Source organism: Exilibacterium tricleocarpae (assembly GCF_007004655.1).
In the GTDB taxonomy this organism is placed as follows: Bacteria; Pseudomonadota; Gammaproteobacteria; order Pseudomonadales; family Cellvibrionaceae; genus Exilibacterium; species Exilibacterium tricleocarpae.
The window spans coordinates 1-20,281 of sequence record NZ_ML660091.1 but is presented as its reverse complement, the minus strand read 5'-3'; the positions used below and the strand labels follow the sequence as shown (position 1 = coordinate 20,281).

Annotated in this window: 21 protein-coding genes; 3 read left to right on the top strand and 18 right to left on the bottom strand. The window is 60.2% G+C overall.

Annotation, left to right across the window (positions count from 1 at the left end):
* Positions 1 to 19: 19 nt before the first annotated feature.
* From FKG94_RS08430 to FKG94_RS08350, 17 genes are all read right to left on the bottom strand, one after another.
* Positions 20 to 1,453, bottom strand: a complete 1,434-nt coding sequence (locus FKG94_RS08430; protein ID WP_142903787.1) for an ethanolamine ammonia-lyase reactivating factor EutA — start codon at positions 1,451 to 1,453, stop codon at positions 20 to 22.
* Positions 1,443 to 2,750, bottom strand: a complete 1,308-nt coding sequence (eutH, locus tag FKG94_RS08425) for an ethanolamine utilization protein EutH (RefSeq protein WP_142903786.1) — start codon at positions 2,748 to 2,750, stop codon at positions 1,443 to 1,445. Before eutH ends, FKG94_RS08430 begins: the two co-directional genes overlap by 11 nt.
* A 15-nt stretch (positions 2,751 to 2,765) precedes the next feature.
* On the bottom strand, positions 2,766 to 4,067 hold the full coding sequence (locus FKG94_RS08420) for an iron-containing alcohol dehydrogenase family protein (protein ID WP_142903785.1): 1,302 nt from the start codon (positions 4,065 to 4,067) through the stop codon (positions 2,766 to 2,768).
* 1 nt (position 4,068) lies between these two features.
* Complete coding sequence (eutJ, locus tag FKG94_RS08415) at positions 4,069 to 4,911, bottom strand: ethanolamine utilization protein EutJ (protein ID WP_142903784.1); 843 nt, start codon at positions 4,909 to 4,911, stop codon at positions 4,069 to 4,071.
* A gap of 9 nt (positions 4,912 to 4,920) precedes the next feature.
* Positions 4,921 to 6,327, bottom strand: coding sequence for an aldehyde dehydrogenase family protein (locus tag FKG94_RS08410; RefSeq protein ID WP_142903783.1), 1,407 nt, complete (start codon positions 6,325 to 6,327; stop codon positions 4,921 to 4,923).
* A 36-nt stretch (positions 6,328 to 6,363) separates the two neighbouring features.
* Positions 6,364 to 6,666: a EutN/CcmL family microcompartment protein gene (locus FKG94_RS08405; protein WP_142903782.1), complete on the bottom strand. Its 303-nt coding sequence runs from the start codon at positions 6,664 to 6,666 to the stop codon at positions 6,364 to 6,366.
* 7 nt (positions 6,667 to 6,673) lie between these two features.
* A complete protein-coding gene (gene eutM / locus FKG94_RS08400) occupies positions 6,674 to 7,015 on the bottom strand; it encodes an ethanolamine utilization microcompartment protein EutM (RefSeq protein ID WP_142903781.1) in 342 nt (113 codons plus the stop codon).
* Between the two features lie 123 nt (positions 7,016 to 7,138).
* Positions 7,139 to 7,432, bottom strand: a complete 294-nt coding sequence (gene eutM, locus FKG94_RS08395) for an ethanolamine utilization microcompartment protein EutM (protein ID WP_142903780.1) — start codon at positions 7,430 to 7,432, stop codon at positions 7,139 to 7,141.
* Between the two features lie 28 nt (positions 7,433 to 7,460).
* Positions 7,461 to 8,441: a phosphate acetyltransferase gene (locus tag FKG94_RS08390; RefSeq protein ID WP_142903779.1), complete on the bottom strand. Its 981-nt coding sequence runs from the start codon at positions 8,439 to 8,441 to the stop codon at positions 7,461 to 7,463.
* Positions 8,438 to 9,259 (bottom strand): ethanolamine utilization cob(I)yrinic acid a,c-diamide adenosyltransferase EutT, encoded by an 822-nt coding sequence (gene eutT, locus FKG94_RS08385; protein ID WP_218943480.1) that lies wholly within the window; start codon positions 9,257 to 9,259, stop codon positions 8,438 to 8,440. The genes FKG94_RS08390 and eutT overlap by 4 nt, the downstream gene beginning before the upstream one ends.
* Positions 9,256 to 9,915, bottom strand: a complete 660-nt coding sequence (eutQ, locus tag FKG94_RS08380; protein ID WP_142903778.1) for an ethanolamine utilization acetate kinase EutQ — start codon at positions 9,913 to 9,915, stop codon at positions 9,256 to 9,258. Before eutQ ends, eutT begins: the two co-directional genes overlap by 4 nt.
* A gap of 451 nt (positions 9,916 to 10,366) precedes the next feature.
* Positions 10,367 to 10,954 (bottom strand): EutP/PduV family microcompartment system protein, encoded by a 588-nt coding sequence (locus tag FKG94_RS08375; RefSeq protein ID WP_142903777.1) that lies wholly within the window; start codon positions 10,952 to 10,954, stop codon positions 10,367 to 10,369.
* Complete coding sequence (gene eutS, locus FKG94_RS08370; RefSeq protein ID WP_142903776.1) at positions 10,933 to 11,295, bottom strand: ethanolamine utilization microcompartment protein EutS; 363 nt, start codon at positions 11,293 to 11,295, stop codon at positions 10,933 to 10,935. The genes FKG94_RS08375 and eutS overlap by 22 nt, the downstream gene beginning before the upstream one ends.
* A gap of 133 nt (positions 11,296 to 11,428) precedes the next feature.
* Entirely contained in the window at positions 11,429 to 12,166 is a 738-nt protein-coding gene (locus FKG94_RS08365) for a TorF family putative porin (RefSeq protein ID WP_142903775.1), read from the bottom strand.
* Between the two features lie 110 nt (positions 12,167 to 12,276).
* Positions 12,277 to 14,685, bottom strand: a complete 2,409-nt coding sequence (ppsA, locus tag FKG94_RS08360; protein ID WP_142903774.1) for a phosphoenolpyruvate synthase — start codon at positions 14,683 to 14,685, stop codon at positions 12,277 to 12,279.
* A gap of 281 nt (positions 14,686 to 14,966) precedes the next feature.
* On the bottom strand, positions 14,967 to 15,425 hold the full coding sequence (locus FKG94_RS08355) for a CBS domain-containing protein (RefSeq protein ID WP_142903773.1): 459 nt from the start codon (positions 15,423 to 15,425) through the stop codon (positions 14,967 to 14,969).
* Positions 15,426 to 15,430: 5 nt separating this feature from the next.
* Complete coding sequence (locus tag FKG94_RS08350) at positions 15,431 to 17,827, bottom strand: phosphoketolase family protein (protein ID WP_142903772.1); 2,397 nt, start codon at positions 17,825 to 17,827, stop codon at positions 15,431 to 15,433.
* Between the two features lie 184 nt (positions 17,828 to 18,011).
* Here FKG94_RS08350 and FKG94_RS08345 point away from each other — a divergent pair, with 184 nt between their 5' ends.
* On the top strand, positions 18,012 to 18,440 hold the full coding sequence (locus tag FKG94_RS08345; protein ID WP_142903771.1) for an Hsp20/alpha crystallin family protein: 429 nt from the start codon (positions 18,012 to 18,014) through the stop codon (positions 18,438 to 18,440).
* A gap of 97 nt (positions 18,441 to 18,537) precedes the next feature.
* On the opposite strand, the gene FKG94_RS28715 is transcribed toward FKG94_RS08345, so the two are convergent.
* Complete coding sequence (locus FKG94_RS28715) at positions 18,538 to 18,714, bottom strand: hypothetical protein (protein WP_179957552.1); 177 nt, start codon at positions 18,712 to 18,714, stop codon at positions 18,538 to 18,540.
* 246 nt (positions 18,715 to 18,960) lie between these two features.
* Between FKG94_RS28715 and FKG94_RS08340 the strand changes: the two genes are divergently transcribed.
* Together FKG94_RS08340 and FKG94_RS08335 are read left to right on the top strand one after the other, a co-directional pair.
* Positions 18,961 to 19,356 carry a response regulator transcription factor gene (locus tag FKG94_RS08340; RefSeq protein ID WP_142903770.1) on the top strand — a complete coding sequence of 132 codons (396 nt, stop codon included), beginning with the start codon at positions 18,961 to 18,963 and terminating at the stop codon, positions 19,354 to 19,356.
* A gap of 103 nt (positions 19,357 to 19,459) precedes the next feature.
* Positions 19,460 to 19,978: a GNAT family N-acetyltransferase gene (locus FKG94_RS08335; RefSeq protein ID WP_142903769.1), complete on the top strand. Its 519-nt coding sequence runs from the start codon at positions 19,460 to 19,462 to the stop codon at positions 19,976 to 19,978.
* Positions 19,979 to 20,281 lie beyond the last annotated feature (303 nt).

Below are 20,281 nucleotides of genomic sequence, written 5' to 3'. Positions count from 1 at the left end.
AGGTGTATGCGGAAAAAATTTACGCCGGAAAAGCCAACGACTTAATGGTCAAAGGCACCACATCGCCGCCGAAGAAACTGCGCCCGATATCCAGGTAGTCGCCCTCTTGCGCCCGCACTTCGTCAATAACGATCAGCGGCTGCGGATCGAGCAGCGGCTGCAGTTCCATACCAAGCACCTTGCCCAGATCGTTCTGTGTCACTACCACGGCCAGCGACGAACGGTTGCCGTGCTCGCGGTAAAAATCCGCCAACTGTTGCGCCGTGTGATGAACCGTCCGGTAGCTGACCGGCATGCCGCCGTCGAAGGCGATTACATAGCGGTCTTCGCGCAACCGCAGATCCAGTCGCCGCCCCGCCGCCAGCGTGCCGCCGCAGATATCCGGTTGCTCCTGCTGCCAGTCGATATCCGGTTGCAGCACCGGCAGGTTGCGCACCGGCAATTCACCCCGGTGCACCCAGATGGAGCTGCCCGACAGCGACAGTGAATAGGCACCGGCGCCGATCACCGTGGCCTGTAACGTTTGCACCGGTTTTTTTATCGGCAGCGCGCTGAGCTGCGCATTGTCCAGCAGGCTGCGCGCAAGCAATACCCCGATATCGCTCCACTGGTAAGTGTCCAGTTCATTCCCTTCGCGCAGCCGGTAATAAGCATCGCCGACACCGCCGCTGATAAACACGGCATCGAAGGTCCGGTGCGGCGCCAGCGGCGGTGTCATTAGCAGCCCCTCACAGAGGGTCGAGCGAGCACTGCCGAGTGCTTCGACAATCAACCCGGCCATCCGGCGGGCGATATCACGGAGCTGTTCGGCACCCAGCTGCCGGGGCGGCGGCGGCGCGCCAAACACATCGTCCAGCACCCGGCGGGCAGGTTCGTGAACGGCGCTGACCACGCCGGCGCTGTCGGTCTCAATCAGGTGGCCGCCGATATTGAGGCAGGCAGTATCCACTACCCTGCCACTGTCAAACACCGCATAGTTGCTGGTACCACCACCGATATCGATATTCAACACCCGCAGGCGGTGACGCTTCGAATACTCGCCGGCGCCGCTGCCGCGCCCGGCGATCACCGACTCGAGATTGGGGCCGGCCGTCGCCACGACAAAATCGCCGAGGCTGTCGGCCAACGCCAGCACCGCCTGGCGCGCATTTTTTGCCTTGGACGTCTCACCGGTGATGATAATGGCCCCGGTTTCTATATCGTTGTGGCGCAACCCCGCGGCGGCGAACTGGTCGTCAATAAACTCCCGCAAACGCCCGGCATCGACACAGCCGTCGGCGGTCAAAGGTGTGCGGCACACGGGCCCCTGAAAACAGATCTCCCGTTCCACAAACTCGTAGCGCGGCACCTGCGTTACCGGCGCCCGGTTCACCAGCGTCAGCCGCGAAAAGATCACCTGGCTGGTGGTCGTGCCGATATCGATGCCGACACTGTGGATCGTTTTACGATTCACCGCGGACGCCGCTCGGCTGCTGTGCATCGCTGTCAACCGCAGCGTCGTCGCTGGTCTTCTCAATGGAGTCGATCATTTTCCTGGCCACCAGCATGGCAAATAAAACCGCGGTAATACCGCCCACCAGCTTGCCGATAATAACGGCCATAATCATGTCCGGCTTGTTGGCGGCGGTGAAGCCCAGGTGATCGCCAAAGGTAAAAGCGGCACTCACGGCAAACGCCGAACACAGAATCTTGCCGCGGCTGTCCATATCCCTCATGACCTGGAACATGGGAATATTGTTGGCCAGGGTGGCGATCAGGCCGGTGGCTGCGGTGGGATTGACATGCAGCGCACCGCCCATTTTCAGCAGCGGTTTTTCAAACCAGCGCGTCAGCAGCAACACCATCGGGTAGGCGCCGAGCAGGATGATGGCAATCGAGCCGATCACTTCGATCGCGCGCATATCGAGGCCGGGTACGTCGCCCTCGACCATGAAGATCGGGTCCATACCGGGGATCAGGGCAAAACCGAGCGTGCGCTCCAGCACCGCGGCGGTCAGTCCGACCGTGATAAACGCCACCAGAAACTTGGCAAAGATGGAAAACCCGTTGATCATCCGCTCCGGTATCAACCACAAACCGGTGGCGATCAAGGCCGACACAATAATGACCGGTATTAAGTTCATAAAGATCAACGGCAGGTTGAACTCGATCACCTGTTCGGTACCGGGCACGGTTACGGTCGACGCCATGGCGCTCAAGCCGCCGGCGATGCACCCCAGCGGAATGGTCACCATGCCGGCCAGCACCCCGGCGGCCAGGTAAGGGCGATCCTTGACATCGATAATGCCCACCGCCACCGGAATCGAAAATACGATGGTCGGCCCCATCATCGCGCCGAGTATCAGGCCGGCGTACATCCAGGCGCCGTAGTTAATCGTGCCGTCGGCCGCCGTGGCCATTTCTTTGGCGAGAAAGTAACCGCCCATATCGTTGGCCAGCAAGGTCGTGGCGAACATGGCGGGATCGGCGCCGAGGGCGGTGTATACCGGCACCACCACCGGCGACAACAACTTCGCCAGCACCGGTGCGATGGCGATGATCCCCACCATCGCCAGCGCCAGCGCACCCATGGCGTTGAAGCCCTCTTCAAACTGGTTGCCGGCGCCGGCAATGGATTTTCCCACGCCCCCCAGACCCACTTTGCCCAGTAAGTGTTGCGAACCGCCGAATTGCTGCATGATGCGATCGAGGGCACCGATGACCATAAATGTCATCATGATGTAAAGAATTATTTGATTTAACATTTCCATCAGCTTGTCTCCAGTTTAAAAACCACTCGCCGGGGACTGAGGCCCGGGCGGCTGCATGGCTTTTTGCAGCAGTGGGATAATGTCGGCCGGCGCTACATCGCGGGGGTTGGTTTGGATGCAGATATCCTGCAGGGCCCCGTCGGCCAGCTCCGCAAAGTCTTCCACCCGCGCACCAAACGGGACCAGGTTGTCGGGCAGACCGATATCCGCCAACAACCGTCGCACCGCGGCGATCGTGTTGTCGCAATCGCGTCGCTCGTTGTTACCATTACTGCTATAACTACTGTTACAACCACTGCTACCGGCGCCGGGCACACCCAACACCGGTGCCATGGCGGCGTAGTCCGTGCGGCAGACCAGGGCGTTAAACGCCATCACATGGGGTAACAAAATACCGTTGGCCACACCGTGGGCGATGCCGTAGCGGGCACCGATTTGATGCGACAGCGCGTGCACTAACCCAAGGCCGGCGTTGCTGAACGCCAGTCCCGCTTTGTAAGCGGCGACCGCCATGGTCTGGCGCGCCGCCAGATCACTGCCGTTGCCCACCGCCACCGGCAACGCCCGCGCGATCTCGCCGATCGCCGACATGGCAAACGCCTGCGACAGCGGATTGCCGGCACTGGCAACACAGGCCTCGATGGCATGGGTCAGGGCATCGATGCCGGTGGCGGCGGTCACCGCAGCCGGCAGGGTCACCATCAGCGTCGGATCGATAACCGCAACATCGGGCATCAGGGTCGCGTGCTTGGCGACGATTTTGTGGTGCTGGCTGCCAGTCATAATGACGCTGATATCGGTCACCTCAGAACCGGTGCCGGCGGTGGTCGGGACAGCGCCCAGGCCGATACGGCGGCGGCCTTCGAAACCGGCGGCCGTAAGCGCGTCGAGATCGCAACCGCAACTGCCCAACACGGCAATGGCCTTGGCCGCATCCATCGCCGAGCCGCCACCACATCCGAGCACGAAGTCGGCGTCGCTTTGCGCCAGCGACGCCACGCCGCGCTCGATAACTTCAACTCCCGGCTCCCGCTCAATGCCGGTGAACAGCTCCACCTCGATGGTCGCCCGCGACAGGCTGCGCAGCGCCGGCGCCAGCAGGCCGCGCTGGTGTACCGCCTGATCGGCAACGATAAATACGCGCCGCACCGACTGCGATTGCAGCAACTCACCGAGTTTCAGCGTCGCCCCCGCGCCGACCAAGGTGTGCCGGGGTGCGCTGAAGTGAAACAGGTTTTGCGCCGCGAGCGCATCTACCGTGCGCGTCGCCGTTTGCGTAATCAGCGCGGCGGCGGCTTGATCGAGTGCGGCCGGCATATCAAACGGCCTGCAGTCGGACGTCGGGCGCATCGGCGCAGGCCGCAATCGCCAGCGGCGTCAGATGCAGTGGCCGCTCGGGAACGACCACCTCGGTATCGGCAAGTTCGGCGGCGAAAACCTCGGCAAAGCCGTGCAGCGCACAGCAGCCACCGGTCAGGTAAATCACCGGCGGTGCATGGGCGGCGATATGCCGGCGCACCAGGTCGGCCATCTTGGCGATCACCGGTCGCACCACCGCCAGGACATCCCCGGAGTCGTCCATACGCTTCAACCACTCGGCCTTGTCGTAGGGCAGACCGTAGTGGCCCGCCAGCGCCAGGGTAATATGATGACCGCCGGTGGGATCGTCGGCGGACGCCACCACCCGGCCCTGCTCTACAATCGCAGTGCCGGTAGTGCCGCCGCCGATATCGACCACGGCGGCGTGTTGCAGAGACAACAGTTGGGCGACGCTGCTCGGTTCATCGATCACCGTGCTGACTTCCACACCGGCCGCTTCCACCACATTGACGGAGATACGCGGATCGGTGCCGGGCGGAAACGCGGTGGCGACCCGCTCGATGTTCACATCCAGGCGCTGTGCCGCGCACTGCAACTGCTCGCTGACAATTTCACGGGCGCCCTGGTAATCAACCACGATGCCGTCGCGCACCACCTCCGCCCAGCGCAGATAGCAGGCCAGCGGGCGGTTGTGCCGGTCCAGCACCAGGGTTTGAATATCCGCGGTACCGAGATCGACGCCGACTTTTACAGCACCGTGATAAGGCGCAAAACCGGTATCGTTGAGCATGGCGGCGATCGCCGCCGACAATTTGTTTACCGTCTCAATCGGGGTATGCATGGGCGGCCTCTACACGATCCGAAACGCATCGACCAGCGTACAGCGGCGTTTGCGCACAAAAGTGGCGGCGCTGGTGACCCCTTCGCCGGTCGGCGTGGAGATGGTCATCGATGTCCAGCCTTCACCGCCGGCACCCAGGCCGGCCAGACAGGGCCCGTTTTTGACAAACAGGCTGGTGTTTACCTCAGCCGCCATACGCGAGAGATTGTCGATATTGCGCGAGTGCATGGCCGCGGTATGGCGGTTGCCTCGCTCCAGGGCGATGCCCCAGTCGATCGCCTGGTCGGCATCGGCGGCTCTGACCAGGGCGATCACCGGCAGCATCAGCTCGGTGACGGCGAAGACATGATCCCGCGGTGTCTCCACCACCAGCAGGCGCGTTGCCGGCGGCACCTCGAAACCGGCGGCAGCAGCGATCTTGGCGGCATCGCGGCCAATCCATTCGGGTTTCGGGCGGGCCTTGGGCCCGGGGTAATCCTGCAGCACCAGTTGCGCCACGGCGGCGCCTTGCTCGGCACTTATCTTCACCGCGCCGTTGCGCTCCATTGCCGCCAGCAATGGATCGGCAATCGCATCGACGGCAATGATTTCCTTTTCATCGACACAGATAATATTGTTATCGAAAGAGGCACCCTGAACGATACTGACCGCGGCCCGCTCGAGATCGGCGGTCTCATCGACCACCACCGGCGGATTGCCGGGTCCGGCTGCGATCAGGCGTTTGTCGGTAACCCGCCGCGCCGCCGTCACCACCCCCTCGCCGCCGGTAACGGTAAGCAGGCGAATCCCCGGATAGACAAACAGCTCATTGGCGCTGTCGAGGCTGGGATTCTCCACGCAGGTCACCAGCGCAGCCGGACCACCGGCGCTCGCCGAGGCCTGATTGACCAGTTGAATGGCTCGTTGCGACACCGCTTTGGCGGACGGGTGCGGCGAGAAGACCACCGCATTGCCGGCGGCAATCATGCTGATACTGTTGTTCAATATGGTGGCCGACGGATTGGTGGAAGGTGTGACCGAGGCGATAACTCCCCAGGGCGCGTTCTCCACCAGCGACAGGCCATGATCGCCGGTCATGGCCGCGGGCACTATGGCCTCCGGTCCGGGCGTTTTGTCGAGCACCAGTTGGTTTTTGCGTATCTTATCGGCCACCCGGCCAAACCCGGTTTCACTGACACCCATTTCGGCGAGTTCACGCACATGGCTGCCCGCCAGTTTGCGAATCGCCGCGATAATGGCTTCGCGCCGCGCCAGACTGTGCAGTTGCTGCTGCGCCGTTTGTGCCGCGGCAACCGCATCGTCGAGGGTCTGGTAAATGCCGCCGCGTTCGCCGTCCGGTTGCGGCGCGTGCAGTTCCTCAATCACGCGCCGGACAATGGTTTCCACCTGCCGGCTGTCAATCTGTTGCTGTGTCATGACCTACCTCGCTTGCCTGTCAAACGCCGGGGACACTCAGGACTGCCCGTTTTTGTGAAACCAGGACTGTCGCTCACTGGTGACTTCATCGACGATACCCACCACACTCAGGTCCACCGGTGTCTGTGCGTCGGCGCCGGCGGCCACCCGCGCGGAACTGCCGGCGACAAGCAACACCCACTCCCCTTCGCCGGCGCCCAGCTTGTCCACCGCTACCGCCACGGCCGGGTCCTCGGCGCCGGTCTGATCGATAAACTTCACCAACACCAGCTTATCCATGCCCAGGCGGTCGTTGCGCACAGTGGCAACCACCTGTCCGATGACTTTTGCCAGTTTCATAGCGACCTCACGGGTTGGCCGGTGGTTTGTTCGCCGGGGCTTTTTTGGCCGGGGCTTTTTTAGTCGGGGTTGCGGCGCGTCGGATCGGGAAAATAGTTTCCAGGTCTTCATGAGGACGGGCAATCACATGCACGGCAATCAACTCGCCCAGACGCTCGGCCGCCGCGGCCCCCGCATCCGTGGCCGCTTTACAGGCCGCGACATCGCCGCGGATAAACGCCGTTACATAGCCGTGGCCAATCTCCCGGTAGCCGACCAGTTCCACGCGGGCTGCTTTGACCATGGCATCGGAGGCTTCTATCAACGCCGTCAGCCCTTTGGTTTCTATCATACCTAACGCTTCCATCATGGTGCTGTCCCCTTGTTGCGCCTGTTGTTAAAGCGCCTGTTGTTAAAGCGGCTGTTGTTGAAGCGGCTGTTGTGTTTGTTTTTACCCGGCATCTCACACCGGGCGTCCTCCCAAAAACGCCACTCAGTCATCGGTGCCGGCTTTGCCGCCGATGGGGAAGATACGCTCCAGGTCATCGTGCGGCCGCGGAATCACATGCACCGCGACCAGCTCGCCCAGCCGTTGCGCAGCGGCGGCACCGGCATCGGTGGCCGCCTTGCAGGCGGCGACATCGCCGCGCACCATGGTGGTCACCAGGCCGCTGCCGATTTGTTTATAGCCCACCAGTTTTACCCGGGCCGCTTTGACCATGGCATCGGACGCTTCGATCAGCGCAGTCAGACCTTTGGTTTCGAGAATTCCCAGTGCTTCGTTCATTGTTGTTTCTCCTCAGGGATGGAATGGGTCACGGTCTGTTCAGGCATGACGCCAACACCGCGATATTAACAATATCGTCCGCGCTGCAACCGCGAGACAGATCGTGCATGGGGCGCATCAACCCCTGCAGCAAAGGCCCGAGTGCCTGGTAGTGACACAGGCGCTGGGCAACTTTGTAGGCGATATTGCCGGCGTTGAGCGACGGAAATATCATGACATTCGAGTTCCCGTGCAGCGGGCTGTCGGGAGATTTTTGTTGCGCCACCGCCGGCACCACGGCGGCGTCAAACTGCAGTTCGCCATCGACGATCAAATCCGGCGCTTTGGCCCGCACCTGCTCGAACGCCTCGCGCACCCGTCGCGCCGCCGGATGATCGGAACTGCCCTTGGTGGAAAACGACAGCATCGCAACCCGGGGGACGTCCCCGGTCAGCTTGGCATAGTTGCGCGCCGCATCGATGGTGATATCCGCCAGTTGCGCAACCGTAGGCTCGGGCACCACACCGGCATCGGCAAACAGGCGCACGTCTTTGCCGTCCGGCGACGACATCATAAAAAAGGAGGAAACGGTTTCATGCTGCTCGGCGACACCGATCACTTTCAACGCCGCCCGCAGCACCGCGCCGGTGGTGGACAGATTGCCGGCGATACAGATATCGGCCTGTCCGCTGCGCACCAGCATCGCCGCATAGAACAGCGGATTACTTAACGACTGGCGCGCCCCCTCGCTATCAAGGCCGCTGTTGTCGAGCGCCAGGTAAGCTTCTGCAAACGACTCAAAATTATCGCAATGCAGCGGGTCGATAACCGTCAAGCCGGGCAAGGCCATGCCGGCGCGCCCGGCACAGTCGCGCAGGGCCAGGGGGTTGCCGATCAAAATCGGTTCGGCCAGGCCCTCGCGTTTCAAGACGCCGGCGGCGTCCAACACGCGCGGGTCCAGCGCATCGGCAAAGACGACTTTCTGAGGTGCCGCCCGGCATTGGGTTTGGCATTGCTGTATGACATTCACGGTGCAGATACCTGTTCCGGTAGTTTGCCGGCGCCGGTCTCACTGACCACCGTCATCAGCATCAACACGTAAAGCGCACTGCTGAGGCGATTGAGCCCGCGCACGATATCGGGCCGCAGCAATTCGAGATCGTCGTTGATAAAAGCCCGCACCGCCGCCAGCTCCGCCTCCCGCACCAGGGCCCGCAGCAAATTCAACAAGGCAACATTGTCGCCGTGGTCGGCCTCCGGCACGAGATGATCGTGGCCCAGGTATTTGAGTGGATGGTGCGACAGCGCGTGCAAGGTTTGGCAATCCATATCCCCCATACCGAGCGGTGGCAGATCTGCACCGGTGACCTCGCTGCGCAATACGTTGCCCATGTAAGACCGCAAATCGGCCAGCCACTTGTGCAGCACCGGGTACTGCTTCGGTCTGTCAAACTGTGTCTGCACCCATATAGTTTGGGCGATCAGGGTATCGAGCTTACCGCGCAGTGCGATGCGGGCATGGGTTTTCGGCACCAGCAGTTTATCGTCGAGCAAGGTCAACAGTTCGCCTTTGTCGCGCACCTCACCGGCACAGGCGGCGCAGCGGTTTCCCGGGCGCCGGTTGGCGCCGGTCAGCGGGTGCACAGGCGCCTTCGCAGCGCCGGCCTCGCCGCCGACATAGACCTGACCGGCACTGTCGATATGCTTGACCCGGATCTGCCGCTCGCCCAGTAACTGTTCGGCGGCGGGCGTCAGCCGGGCTGTGGCCGGCAGGTGCACCTCGCTGCCCGGGGCCAGACCGAAGTGCTGGCGCAGCCAGGTTTCCGTGACGAAGCCCGGCACTTTCACGCCGACTCCGCCGCCGACCAGTCGGCCGGATAAGTAACATAGACAAAGCGCACCTGCTCCGGTGCGGAAAATTCGATGGCGGCGCCTTTCGGTATGTAAAAAACATCGCCGGGTTTGCCGATATAAGTCTGACCGTCGCAGCGAATATGCAATTCACCTTCGAGCACCACATCGATTTCGTCATAGGTGAGCGTCCAGGGAAAACTGGCGTTTTCCCACTGCATAAAGCCGGCGCTGACGGCGCTGTTGTCGGCCGCGCTTATGACATCGGTCAAACCGATAGACTGCGCGGGCGCCCCGTCAAATTTACCGAACCGGACGGAGTTGCCGCGCACCAGCACCACACCGTTGGCGGCCACCTGACGCTCACAGCGGGGGCCGTCGAAGCCGTCTTTGACTTCACTCAATGCTTTGCGAACCAGTTGTTCAAGCAGCGCCGGGTCGTGTTTGCCCGCCGGCAGGCGCGCCTTCAGCGTCTGCTTGATAGTCTCTACGGTGGTTGACTCCGCCGGGCTTTCGGTGATGGCGACGCCCAGTTTAGCAGCCAGGTCCCGGGCTTCGGGGGTGATAATCGTGCGCCGCGCGACAATATTCAACACAGTGTCGCCATCGCGGTGAAGTTTCTTGATATCCTCGGCGGTTACCAGGGTTTTCATGCGCTGTACCTGTTATTAATTTTTCCATTCACTGTGTTTAATGTCGCTCCCTTCAGGCACCTACTTTCGCTTAAAGTGCCTACTTTTAATGGTGGTACTTAAGAGAGTTTGCTCAGCTTATCGACCCTCATACTCTCTATTCACCAATCTTGATTAAAAGTACCGAGGGTAGGTCTGCCTCTGGATGGGGCTTTCAGAAACTCTCGACAGCAGGGATGCTGTCGTGACCACCAACAGTAGGCGCCTTAAGCGAAAGTAGGCGCTTTAGGCGAGTTCCCATGGATGGGTTCATCGAGGGGACGCCTAGTCCGTGTTTCTGAAAACCCCATCCAGAGGCAGACCGATCAATTGGCACTTCCTTGCTAAAGGTACCAATCAAGTAAGCGCCTGAAGCGAATGCTAATGTTCACTGTGTTTCCGTCTCCGTTTTTCAGCTATACATGCCGGCTAATTAGGCGACACCTCGCCCTCTGTTCGCCTTTTTCGCCGCCCCCTGTTGCAAACCGAGCAGGTGGGTACTCAGTTGCTCGATACCGGCGCGGGTAACTGCAGACGTTTCAAAATAAGGCTCGGGAATACCGTTGTCGCGCAGTACCCGTCGCGCCGCGTCGATATCGGCATCGGCCAGGTCGATCTTGCTGATCACACCCACTAACTGCTTGCCGGGGTAAACCGTCAGCACTCCCGCCGGCAGCGAAAACAAGTGGCTGTTTGCCGCTTGCAGGTAGACGATGGTGGCGACGTCTACCATAGTTGCCAAAAGTGCGCCGTAGTAAGTGCGCCGGCCGACGAACTCCCCGGGTGTATCTATGACGTTGTGGCTGTGAAACTCCGCGCTCTGGGTCTTGCGCGGTGCGGCGCCGGTTTGCAGCAATGCATTGACCAGCGCAGTCTTACCACACCCGACCTCGCCGATTACCACGAAGTCCGCCGGTGTTGCCACAGTCTGTGCCGGCAGTTGCGACACGTCGTTTTCTCGTCCCGGGCTTTGGTTCAATTGTGCGTCTAAGTCTCGACTCAAGTCTTGGTCGCGGCACATACCCGATACCCCAATATCGTCTGCAGCGTGGTCAATACAGCATCCATGGCTTCGTCCACCGCGCCGATACTGCCGGTAATAACCAACGCCCCGGAGAAGCGGTCGAGAAATCCTATCTCCACTGCCGCAGACTTGGTGGCGATATCGCCGGCAATCATCGCCGTCTCACCCGGCGTCAGCGTCAGTATGCCAATGGCCTCGGCGTGCTCGACGCCGACTTTCTGACACAGTTCAACAGTGGGGTTGGCCAGCAAGTGCGCCAATGTCACCTGCTTGCCCGGTACGTACTCTTGAATAATCCGTTCGATATCGGTGGTGTCGCTATGGCTGAATTTGCCCATAAAGTGTTATGCCCCAACAGATATCGAGCCGGCCCCTCGGCCGTAACTTCAGCTTATCCTAGAGCAACGCAACAGTGCCGGATTGACCGGGGTCAATATCCGACACGATACCGAGGTTTTGTCGATGCGGGATTTAATTTCCAAAGACTGCCGTCACGCTGAATACTGCGCGCGATTCGGCAGCGTCTCCAAACAGATCCTCACCGTTGCTGTCCGTGTCGACATAGGCAAGGCGGGCGGTGAACATACCGAGGTCAGTTTCAACACCGATACTCCAGTCGGTGTAGCTATCGTCGAGGGCGTCGTCGAGGTCGTAGTAACCCACCGAGCCGGTCAAGCGCAAGTTGTAAGGCAGCGGCAGGTTACCGGAGATTGTGTAATAAATCCCGTCCTCGTCGCTGTTGAAAACATCGTTGGAGTAACCGAGCGTGGCACTGAGCAGATCGCGAAAGTTGACGGTGGCCAACAGCTCGTTGTAATCGAGGTCCGAGTCACCGGCTGTACCGGGGTAGATATAGCGAATGAAACTGGCATCCACCGACCAGTCGTCGTTGATAGCGGTGCCGTAACCCAGGTAGACATCAATCTCCTGATCCGCCTGGTCATCACCCGGCCCGCGATCCTGGAAATCGACGTTCGAACTCCAGACACCGCCGCGCAGTCCGCTCAGGTGGGAAAAATCAAAACCCGCCTGCACTGCCGGGTCTTCCAGGGTTTGCGAGACACCGCGAAACAGGTAGTCCGATGTGAGAGTCGCGTTGGCGGTAAATGAAAAGTCATTGGTGGTTGCGCCTTGTTGTGCATTAGACGCGAGAGAAAAAGTGGTGGCGGCGAGAGACAAGCCAACCACCAAAAAAGTTTTTGCCGGCATCGCGGTAAACCTCCTCAAATACCTGTTGTAGGGTAGCGGGTATTGTCGGCGCTTACCGCGATAATTGAAATTGGGAAAATCCCTTAAGGGGTCACGGCTACCACGTAGTTTTATTTTTGATCACTCCCCTCCTCCCGCTCCGCCGCGGCAATAAACTGACTTGCCGCCACAATAGAGTCCGGATTGAGTGAAATGGAGTCGATGCCGCAGTGCACCAAAAACGCGGCGTACTCCGGATGTTCCGACGGCGCCTGGCCGCAGATGCCCACTTTGCAATCGTGCTGGTGAGCGATAACGATTACCTGCTCGATCATGCGCTTTACCGCCTCGTCACGCGCGTCGAACAGATCTTTCAGTTCCGCCGAATCCCGATCGATACCCAACACCAATTGGGTGAGGTCATTACTGCCGATAGAGAAACCATCAAAGCGCCGGGCAAACTCATCGGCGAGAATCACATTGGAGGGGATTTCGCACATCACATAAACCTGCAGCCCTCGCTCACCCCGCACCAAACCTGCCGTCGCCATGGTTTCCAACACCCGGTCCGCTTCTCCGGGGGTGCGGCAAAAAGGAATCATCACCACGACATTGTCAAACCCCATCTGTTCGCGCACGTATTTAATCGCCTGACACTCCAGTTGAAACGCCTCGCGGTAGAGCGGATGGTAATAGCGCGAGGCGCCGCGCAGACCGAGCATGGGATTATCCTCTTCGATCTCGAAAAATTCGCCGCCGAGCAGCCCCCGGTACTCGTTGGATTTAAAATCCGACATACGCACGATAACCGGGTGCGGATAACGCGAGGCGGCGATCTTGCCGATCCCCTGCGCCAGGTTGTCGACAAAGTAAGCGGCCGGATTGTCGTAACCGCGAGTCATCACCTCGATACTGTCCGTCACACTCTGGCGAGTGATTTTTTGCGGATGCAACAGCGCCATCGGGTGCACCCGAATCTGGGTGGAAATAATAAATTCGATACGCGTCAGGCCAATTCCCGCCACCGGCAACTTCCACCAGGACAGGGCGCCGTCGGGTATGGCGGCGTTAATCATCAGTTGAGTCCGGGTCGCGGGAATTTCATCGACATGGGTGGTATGGGTTTCGTAGGCTAGCTCGCCGGCATAGATTTTACCCACCGCACCCTCCGCGCAGCTTAGGGTCACGACGGCGCCGGGCTGCAACGACCGGGTGGCGTTGCCGGTGCCCACCACCGCCGGCACTTTCAGCTCGCGGCTGACAATCGCCGCGTGGCTGGTGGTGCCGCCGCTGTCGGTAATGATACCGGCGGCCTTGCGCATCAGCGGCACCCAATCAGGGTCGGTGCGTTCGGTGACCAACAGCGCCCCGTCGGGAAAGCCGTCGACATCCTTCGGGTTGTCCGTGTAGTACACCGGGCCGGTGGCGATGGCGCTGCCGACACTGGCACCCTGCAACAGCACGGTCGACTGTTCTTTGAGTTTGTAGCTCACCAGGACAGAGCGGTCTTTTTGCGATTCGATGGTCTCCGGACGCGCCTGCACGATATACAGTTTGCCGTCGACACCGTCTTTGGCCCACTCGATATCCATCGGGCGGCCGTAGTGTTTTTCGATACGGCAACCCCAGCGCGCCAGGGTCAGCACCTCCGCATCGCTGAGCGTCAACCCGATTTGCTCCGCGGTATTGGTAGCTTCGATCAGCGTGGGGGAGGAGCCGGCACCATAGATCATTTTTTCCAGCTTACTGCCGCGGCTTTTTTCAATAATCGGCTTCAGTCCCACCCGCTCCGGCGAGCCGTCGTCCAGCAACGGTTTGTACACCATATAGCGATCCGGGTTGACGCGACCCTTGACCACGGTCTCACCCAGGCCCCAGGCGCCACTGATCAGTACCGCATCGGGAAAACCGCTTTCGGTATCGAGGGTAAACATCACGCCGGCGCAGGCCAGGTCCGAACGCACCATCTTCTGCACGCCCACGGAAATCGCCACCTGCTGGTGGGCAAAGCCCTGCTCTTCGCGGTAGACGATAGCGCGATCTGTATAAAGTGAGGCAAAACAATCGCGACAGGCCTCAAGCAAAGCCGCGTTACCGCTGACATTGAGGTAACTCTCCTGCTGGCCGGCAAAGCTTGCCTCCGGCAGGTCTTCGGCGGTGGCGGAGCTGCGCACCGCCACGCTGCACGGCGTCTCACCCTGTGCGCACAGGCGCTCGTAAGCCTCGCCGATAGCCGCCGCCTGGGCGGCGCTGAACTCGCCGTCGCCGATCAGTTGCCGAATCGCCGCCCCGGTTTGCGTCAACCCCTGTTCGCCCCGGGTCAGGGCCTCGAGCTGCAGGTCAATCGGGGTTTGTAAGCTGTTGTTGTCGATAAAATCGCGGTAAACCTGTGCGCTGATCGCAAAACCTGCCGGTACGTTGATACCGATCTCGGCGATGGCTTGCAGCATCTCACCGAGGCTGGCGTTCTTGCCCCCCACCCGGGCAATATCGTCGAGGTTCAGTTGCTCGAACCAGAGAATATCGGCATCTGTTGGCATTGATCGTCGTCTCCTTTATTCAAAGTACTGAGAATGATTCAAACTATTGAGAATTGTTGGCGGTCCACAATAACCTCGGCGGTACATGGGAGGCTTATCCATCGCCATCGTGAGACTGAGTGCTCTGGCCAGTAAATCTTTTCACCCAAAGCTGGTTTTGGTGTTCATAATTGGCCCGGTCTCGAACCGGGCATAGCCCTTCGGGACCTAAGTGCCACCGAGGTGAAAATATCTCCCGATCGAAGCAATAGTCTCCCCGCGCCAGCATGCAGCGCCGGCACTCAAGTCGCGAGAACTTCCTGTTCCGCCTGAAACCCCACCAGGTCGGCAAGATCGGAAAGTTGTTCGGCGAGAATTTCGAGAATGTCGTCAACGGCGATAATGCCGACCAGAAACCCCTCCTCATCGACCACCGGCGCGCGACGCACCCCTTCGCGCTTGAGCAGGCTGATGCATTCGGATAAATCGTCGTTCTCACTTACCACCACCAGGTTCTTGCGACACACATCCAATACCGAGACCTCCGTCGGGTCTACCTCTTCGGCCACAATTTCGATGGCGATATCGCGATCGGTCACAATACCTATCGGCACTTTTTTCTCGCCGTGCTGGTCCACATGATCCTCGATAATCACCACGTCGCCCACATGCTGCTCGCGCATAATGCGGGCGGCCTCCAACGGTGTTTCCTGGCCGTAGACATACACGACGGTCCTGCTGCAATAAGCCCCCACATTCATGGCATTCAACCCTCCCAGCGCCAGTTCAGTATTTCCGGCATATCCTCGCCATGGGCGCGGATATAGTGGCCGTGTTCAATCAGTTTGTCCCGAATCCACTGGCGGGTGTAGGCCGCCTGGTAACCCAGGGCCGGCACCCGATCGATAACATCCGCCACCAGGTGAAAGCGATCCAGGTCGTTGCGCACCGCCATATCGAACGGCGTGGTGGTGCTGCCCTCTTCTTTGTAACCGCGCACATGCAGATTGTGGTGATTGGTGCGCCGGTAGGTGAGGCGGTGAATCAGCCAGGGATAGCCGTGGTAGGCGAAGATAATCGGTTTGTCGGTGGTAAACAGGGTGTCGAAGTCGCGATCCGATAAACCGTGGGGATGCTCCTCCCGCGGTTGCAGCGTCATCAGGTCAACCACATTGATAACGCGGATTTTCAGGTCCGGCACCTGGCGGCGCAACAGCCCGACGGCCGCCAGTACCTCAAGGGTGGGCACGTCGCCCGCCGCCGCCAGTACCACATCCGGCTCGCCGCCCTGGTCGTTGCTGGCCCACTCCCAGATACCGATGCCGGCGCTGCAGTGTTTGACGGCCGCATCCATATCCAGCCACTGGAGCTGGGGCTGCTTGCCGGCGACCACGACGTTGATAAAGTCGCGGCTGCGCAGGCATGTGTCGGTAACACACAACAGGGTATTGGCATCGGGCGGCAGGTACACGCGCACTATATCGGCTTTTTTATTCACCACGTGATCGATAAAGCCGGGGTCCTGGTGGGAAAAACCGTTGTGCTGCTGGCGCCAGACGTGGGAGGTAAGCAGGTAGTTGAGCGACGCCAGCGGGCGTCGCCACGGAATTTCCTGGCTGACCTTCAGCCACTTGGCGTGCTGGTTGAACATCGAGTCGACGATATGGATAAACGCTTCGTAGCAGGAAAAAAAACCGTGACGCCCGGTTAACAGATAGCCCTCAAGCCAGCCCTGGCAGGTGTGTTCGCTCAACATTTCCATCACCCTGCCGGTTGGTGCCAGGTGTTCATCGGCGTCGAGGGTATCGGCCAGCCAGGTCTTGTCGGTGACTTCATAGAGCGCATCCAGGCGGTTGGAGGCGGTCTCGTCCGGCCCCATTACCCTGAAGTTGGCGGCGGCGAGATTGCGTTCCATAACATCGCGCAGGTAGTTGCCCATCACGCGCGTCGCCTCCCCGAGCACTGCGCCCGGTTGTGTCACTGCAACGGCGTAGGTTCGGTAATCCGGCAGCCGCAGTTCCCGCAACAACAGGCCGCCGTTGGCGTGGGGGTTGGCGCCCATGCGCCGGTTGCCGGCCGGCGCCAGCGCCGCCAGTTCCGGCGCCAGCGCACCGCCGGCATCGAACAGTTCTTCGGGGCGGTAGCTGCGCAGCCAGCGCTCCAGCAGACCGATATGGTCGGTCTGCTCCGACATATCGGCAAACGGCACCTGGTGCGAGCGCCAGGAGTCTTCCGATGCCAGGCCGTCGACGGTTTTCGGCCCGGTCCAACCCTTGGGGCTGCGCAGAATGATTACCGGCCAGCGGGGGCGCTGCACCGCGCCGGCGCCGGCGGCGCGCGCCTCGCGCTGAATCGCCGCGATGGCATCGGTAGCCGCATCCACAGTAGCGGCCATCAACTGGTGCATGATGTGGGGATCGGTGCCCTCGACAAAATAGGGCTGATAACCGTAACCGTTAAACAGTTGCTCCAGTTCGTCGCGCCCGATACGCGCCAGCAGAGTGGGATTGGCAATCTTGTAACCATTGAGATGTAAAATCGGCAATACGGCGCCATCGCTGGCGGGATTGAGGAATTTGTTGGAGTGCCAGGCGGTGGCCAGCGGACCGGTTTCCGCCTCGCCGTCGCCCACTACACAGCAGGCGATCAGGTCCGGGTTGTCAAACACCGCGCCGAAGGCGTGGGCCAGCGAGTAGCCCAACTCGCCGCCCTCGTGAATCGAACCCGGCACTTCGGGCGCGCAGTGGCTGGAGATACCGCCCGGAAAGGAGAACTGCCGGAACAGTTTTTTCATGCCCTCGGCATCGGCGGATATATCCGGATATATTTCGCCGTAGCTGCCCTCCAGGTAGGTGTTGGCCACCAGCGCCGGACCGCCGTGACCGGGACCGGCGATATAAATCATATCCAGGTCCCGCGCTTTGATAACGCGGTTCAGATGGGCATAGATAAAATTGAGACCCGGGGTGGTGCCCCAGTGGCCGAGCAGCCTCGGTTTGATATGCGCCGCCGTCAGGGGTTCGCGCAACAGCGGGTTGTCCAGCAAATAGATCTGTCCCACGCTGAGGTAATTGGCGGCGCGCCAGTAGCTGTCGAGCCGATGCAGTTCCTCGGCGGACAGCGGGCCGTCGGCGCTTGCCGTGCCGGTGGTTACTTCTTTCATAGCAGCGGATTTCCTATCGGGTTCGGAGCGGAGATGACGCATTTTTACCACGGACGCCGGTCGACCGGGTTGACCTCTGTCAATACGAGACTGTCAGTTGCCGTTGATCCAGTTGACCGCGGTCATTATGCAGCCGCATTGGGCTGGCTAAGATACGGCGAAATCAACCACAAGGAGACATGCCATGAGCCTGATACCACGCAGTTCTCTCTTTAATTTCGACAATATGTTTGAAGACTTTTTTGCCCCGTCCAGACTGTTTTCGGATACCGACCGCGGCTTTTTTTCACCCCGCGTGGATATAAAGGAAGGCAAGGATCACTATGAGATCACAGCGGAGTTGCCGGGCGTCAGCAAAGACGATCTGAATGTCACGCTACAGAACGGCGTCCTGACCATCGAGGCGCAGACCCAGGAGGAGAAGAAAGAGGAGAAGGAAGGCAAGGTGATTCACCGGGAACGCCGCTATGGCAAGTTCGTGCGCAGTTTTAACCTGGGCGGCGACGTCCAGGAAAAAGATATCGACGCCGGCTTTAAGGACGGTGTGCTCACCCTGACAGCGCCCAGGCGGGAAGCCGCCCAGCCCGAAACCCGGCGTATTGCCATTCAGTAACAGCCAGGCCCGGGTCCGCCGGCCGCATCACAGATGTGCGGCCGGCGCCGGGCCGGTCTCCCGGCGGTGCCTGGTATTGCATCCATCGAAACGGTCTTCAAGCCGTGGCCGGCGCCGTGTCTCGACGGCGGGCGACACGGCGTAAACCCGGAGCTGTCCCGCGCAGGTTAAACCCCGCCACCTGTTCCACGCCATCGGCACCTGAAGAGGCCGCGGCGTTGCCGTTCCTGACCGCACAATTCGACTGACCGCAACCCTGGCTGGTAAACAGCATCCGCTACAGAACACTACGTAATGCATTAGCCCTACGCGGGTGGCGAGCCATCGGTACCGCCGTTGGCACACTTGACGCAGACGGGTCCGTGTCGAACCTGTTGGGGGGCTGTTCAATTAACGGATTAGGTCGCGGTTGATCCACGACAAGTCAACTACGTGTTTGTACGTATGCCCATCGCCAACCAATGGATGGATACTGAAGTATATTTAATAACAATACCGATTTAAGCTGGCCGGGTAGTCAATGAAACGGAAAACAGGTGAAGACGGTCACCTACTCTACGTACTTGATAGCGATGCAACGGTGCTGGCCGCGCTCCAGTCCCTGCTCACCCTAACGGGCTACCGGGTTGAATGTTTCACATCCGCCCGGGGGCTGCTAAAGCGACAGCGCCGCACCCCCCCTGACTGTATAGTGACAGAATGGGAGCTGCCGGATATGACGGGCCAGCAATTGCTGGCGGCGGTCACCGCCCGGATACCGAGTCCGGCGGTCATCGTCCTGACAGCGCAAAACGATTTAAGCGAGGCGGTCAGGGCCCTGCGCAACGGCGCCTCCGATTTTATCGGCAAGCCCTATGTCGACACCACCCTGATCAATCGGATCAGGGAGGCCATTGACGACAACCCCACCGATTAGTGCCCCGCGCCACCGGGCGCAAATTGACCCAGGTCATTTCCCGCTGAAGGCGGGGGCGTATGATAAGACCAGATTCGCAACACTTGACTAAGGGTTACCCAATATGGACAACGAAACCACCGATCGTATCGACATCGAGGGACACCAGGTTACCATACGCCCGCTCAGCGCCGCGGATATCGATCTGGAGCGCGACTTTATCGACAAGCTGTCGGCGCAGTCCAAACATTACCGGTTTCTCGGCGGGGTCAACCACCTCTCCACCGCACAACTGAAAAAGCTCTGCGATATTGACTTCGATCACCGCATGGCCTTTATGGCATCGGTGACAACGCACGGCAGGGAAGAGGAAATCGGTGTAAGCCGCTATGCCGTCGATGCCGGGGGCAACGGCTGTGAATTCGCCGTCACTGTGGCCGATCAATGGCAGCACAAGGGTCTCGGTACCCTGTTGATGCGCAAGCTGATCGAGTTTGCCCGCACCCACCATGTCAAACGTCTCTATTCCATCGACCTGGCCGATAACGCCCATATGCGCCAGCTCGCCGGGGACCTGGGGATGCAGGCGGAGCGCGATCCGGAGGATGCGCGGCAGGTTATCTACTCGCTGGTGCTGGAGTGACGGCAGGTGCCGGCGACCCGTCTCTCGACAGTGATGTGTTCCAAGAGTTGTTGTAAGAGGACCTCACACTGGCAGAGATGCCGGTGTGGGAGGGGCGCATGCGGCCGCTATAAGTTAGGGGCTGTTCCATAACTGCCTGGTTCTATACCGCCACTTGTGGTGATTCAAATTGCGGTCGACAAATATTAAAAACCACCGTATACAACACCGGCACCACCACCAGCGTCAACACACTGGCAAACGATAACCCCGCCATAATCGTCACCGCCATACCGACAAAAAAATCATCCCGCAACAGCGGCA

What these genes read in the sequence shown, in the direction of transcription:
- eutS (WP_142903776.1), bottom strand. Translation starts at nt 11,295, where the DNA reads ATGGGCAAATTCAGCCATAGCGACACCACCGATATCGAACGGATTATT.
- eutH (WP_142903786.1), bottom strand. Translation starts at nt 2,750, where the DNA reads ATGGAAATGTTAAATCAAATAATTCTTTACATCATGATGACATTTATG.
- FKG94_RS08410 (WP_142903783.1), bottom strand. Translation starts at nt 6,327, where the DNA reads ATGACACAGCAACAGATTGACAGCCGGCAGGTGGAAACCATTGTCCGG.
- FKG94_RS08365 (WP_142903775.1), bottom strand. Translation starts at nt 12,166, where the DNA reads ATGCCGGCAAAAACTTTTTTGGTGGTTGGCTTGTCTCTCGCCGCCACC.
- FKG94_RS08355 (WP_142903773.1), bottom strand. Translation starts at nt 15,425, where the DNA reads ATGAATGTGGGGGCTTATTGCAGCAGGACCGTCGTGTATGTCTACGGC.
- FKG94_RS08405 (WP_142903782.1), bottom strand. Translation starts at nt 6,666, where the DNA reads ATGAAACTGGCAAAAGTCATCGGACAGGTGGTTGCCACTGTGCGCAAC.
- FKG94_RS08335 (WP_142903769.1), top strand. Translation starts at nt 19,460, where the DNA reads ATGGACAACGAAACCACCGATCGTATCGACATCGAGGGACACCAGGTT.
- eutJ (WP_142903784.1), bottom strand. Translation starts at nt 4,911, where the DNA reads ATGCATACCCCGATTGAGACGGTAAACAAATTGTCGGCGGCGATCGCC.
- eutM (WP_142903781.1), bottom strand. Translation starts at nt 7,015, where the DNA reads ATGATGGAAGCGTTAGGTATGATAGAAACCAAAGGGCTGACGGCGTTG.
- eutM (WP_142903780.1), bottom strand. Translation starts at nt 7,432, where the DNA reads ATGAACGAAGCACTGGGAATTCTCGAAACCAAAGGTCTGACTGCGCTG.
- ppsA (WP_142903774.1), bottom strand. Translation starts at nt 14,685, where the DNA reads ATGCCAACAGATGCCGATATTCTCTGGTTCGAGCAACTGAACCTCGAC.
- FKG94_RS08345 (WP_142903771.1), top strand. Translation starts at nt 18,012, where the DNA reads ATGAGCCTGATACCACGCAGTTCTCTCTTTAATTTCGACAATATGTTT.
- FKG94_RS08350 (WP_142903772.1), bottom strand. Translation starts at nt 17,827, where the DNA reads ATGAAAGAAGTAACCACCGGCACGGCAAGCGCCGACGGCCCGCTGTCC.
- FKG94_RS08375 (WP_142903777.1), bottom strand. Translation starts at nt 10,954, where the DNA reads ATGTGCCGCGACCAAGACTTGAGTCGAGACTTAGACGCACAATTGAAC.
- FKG94_RS28715 (WP_179957552.1), bottom strand. Translation starts at nt 18,714, where the DNA reads ATGCTGTTTACCAGCCAGGGTTGCGGTCAGTCGAATTGTGCGGTCAGG.
- eutQ (WP_142903778.1), bottom strand. Translation starts at nt 9,915, where the DNA reads ATGAAAACCCTGGTAACCGCCGAGGATATCAAGAAACTTCACCGCGAT.
- FKG94_RS08420 (WP_142903785.1), bottom strand. Translation starts at nt 4,067, where the DNA reads ATGCCGGCCGCACTCGATCAAGCCGCCGCCGCGCTGATTACGCAAACG.
- FKG94_RS08340 (WP_142903770.1), top strand. Translation starts at nt 18,961, where the DNA reads ATGAAACGGAAAACAGGTGAAGACGGTCACCTACTCTACGTACTTGAT.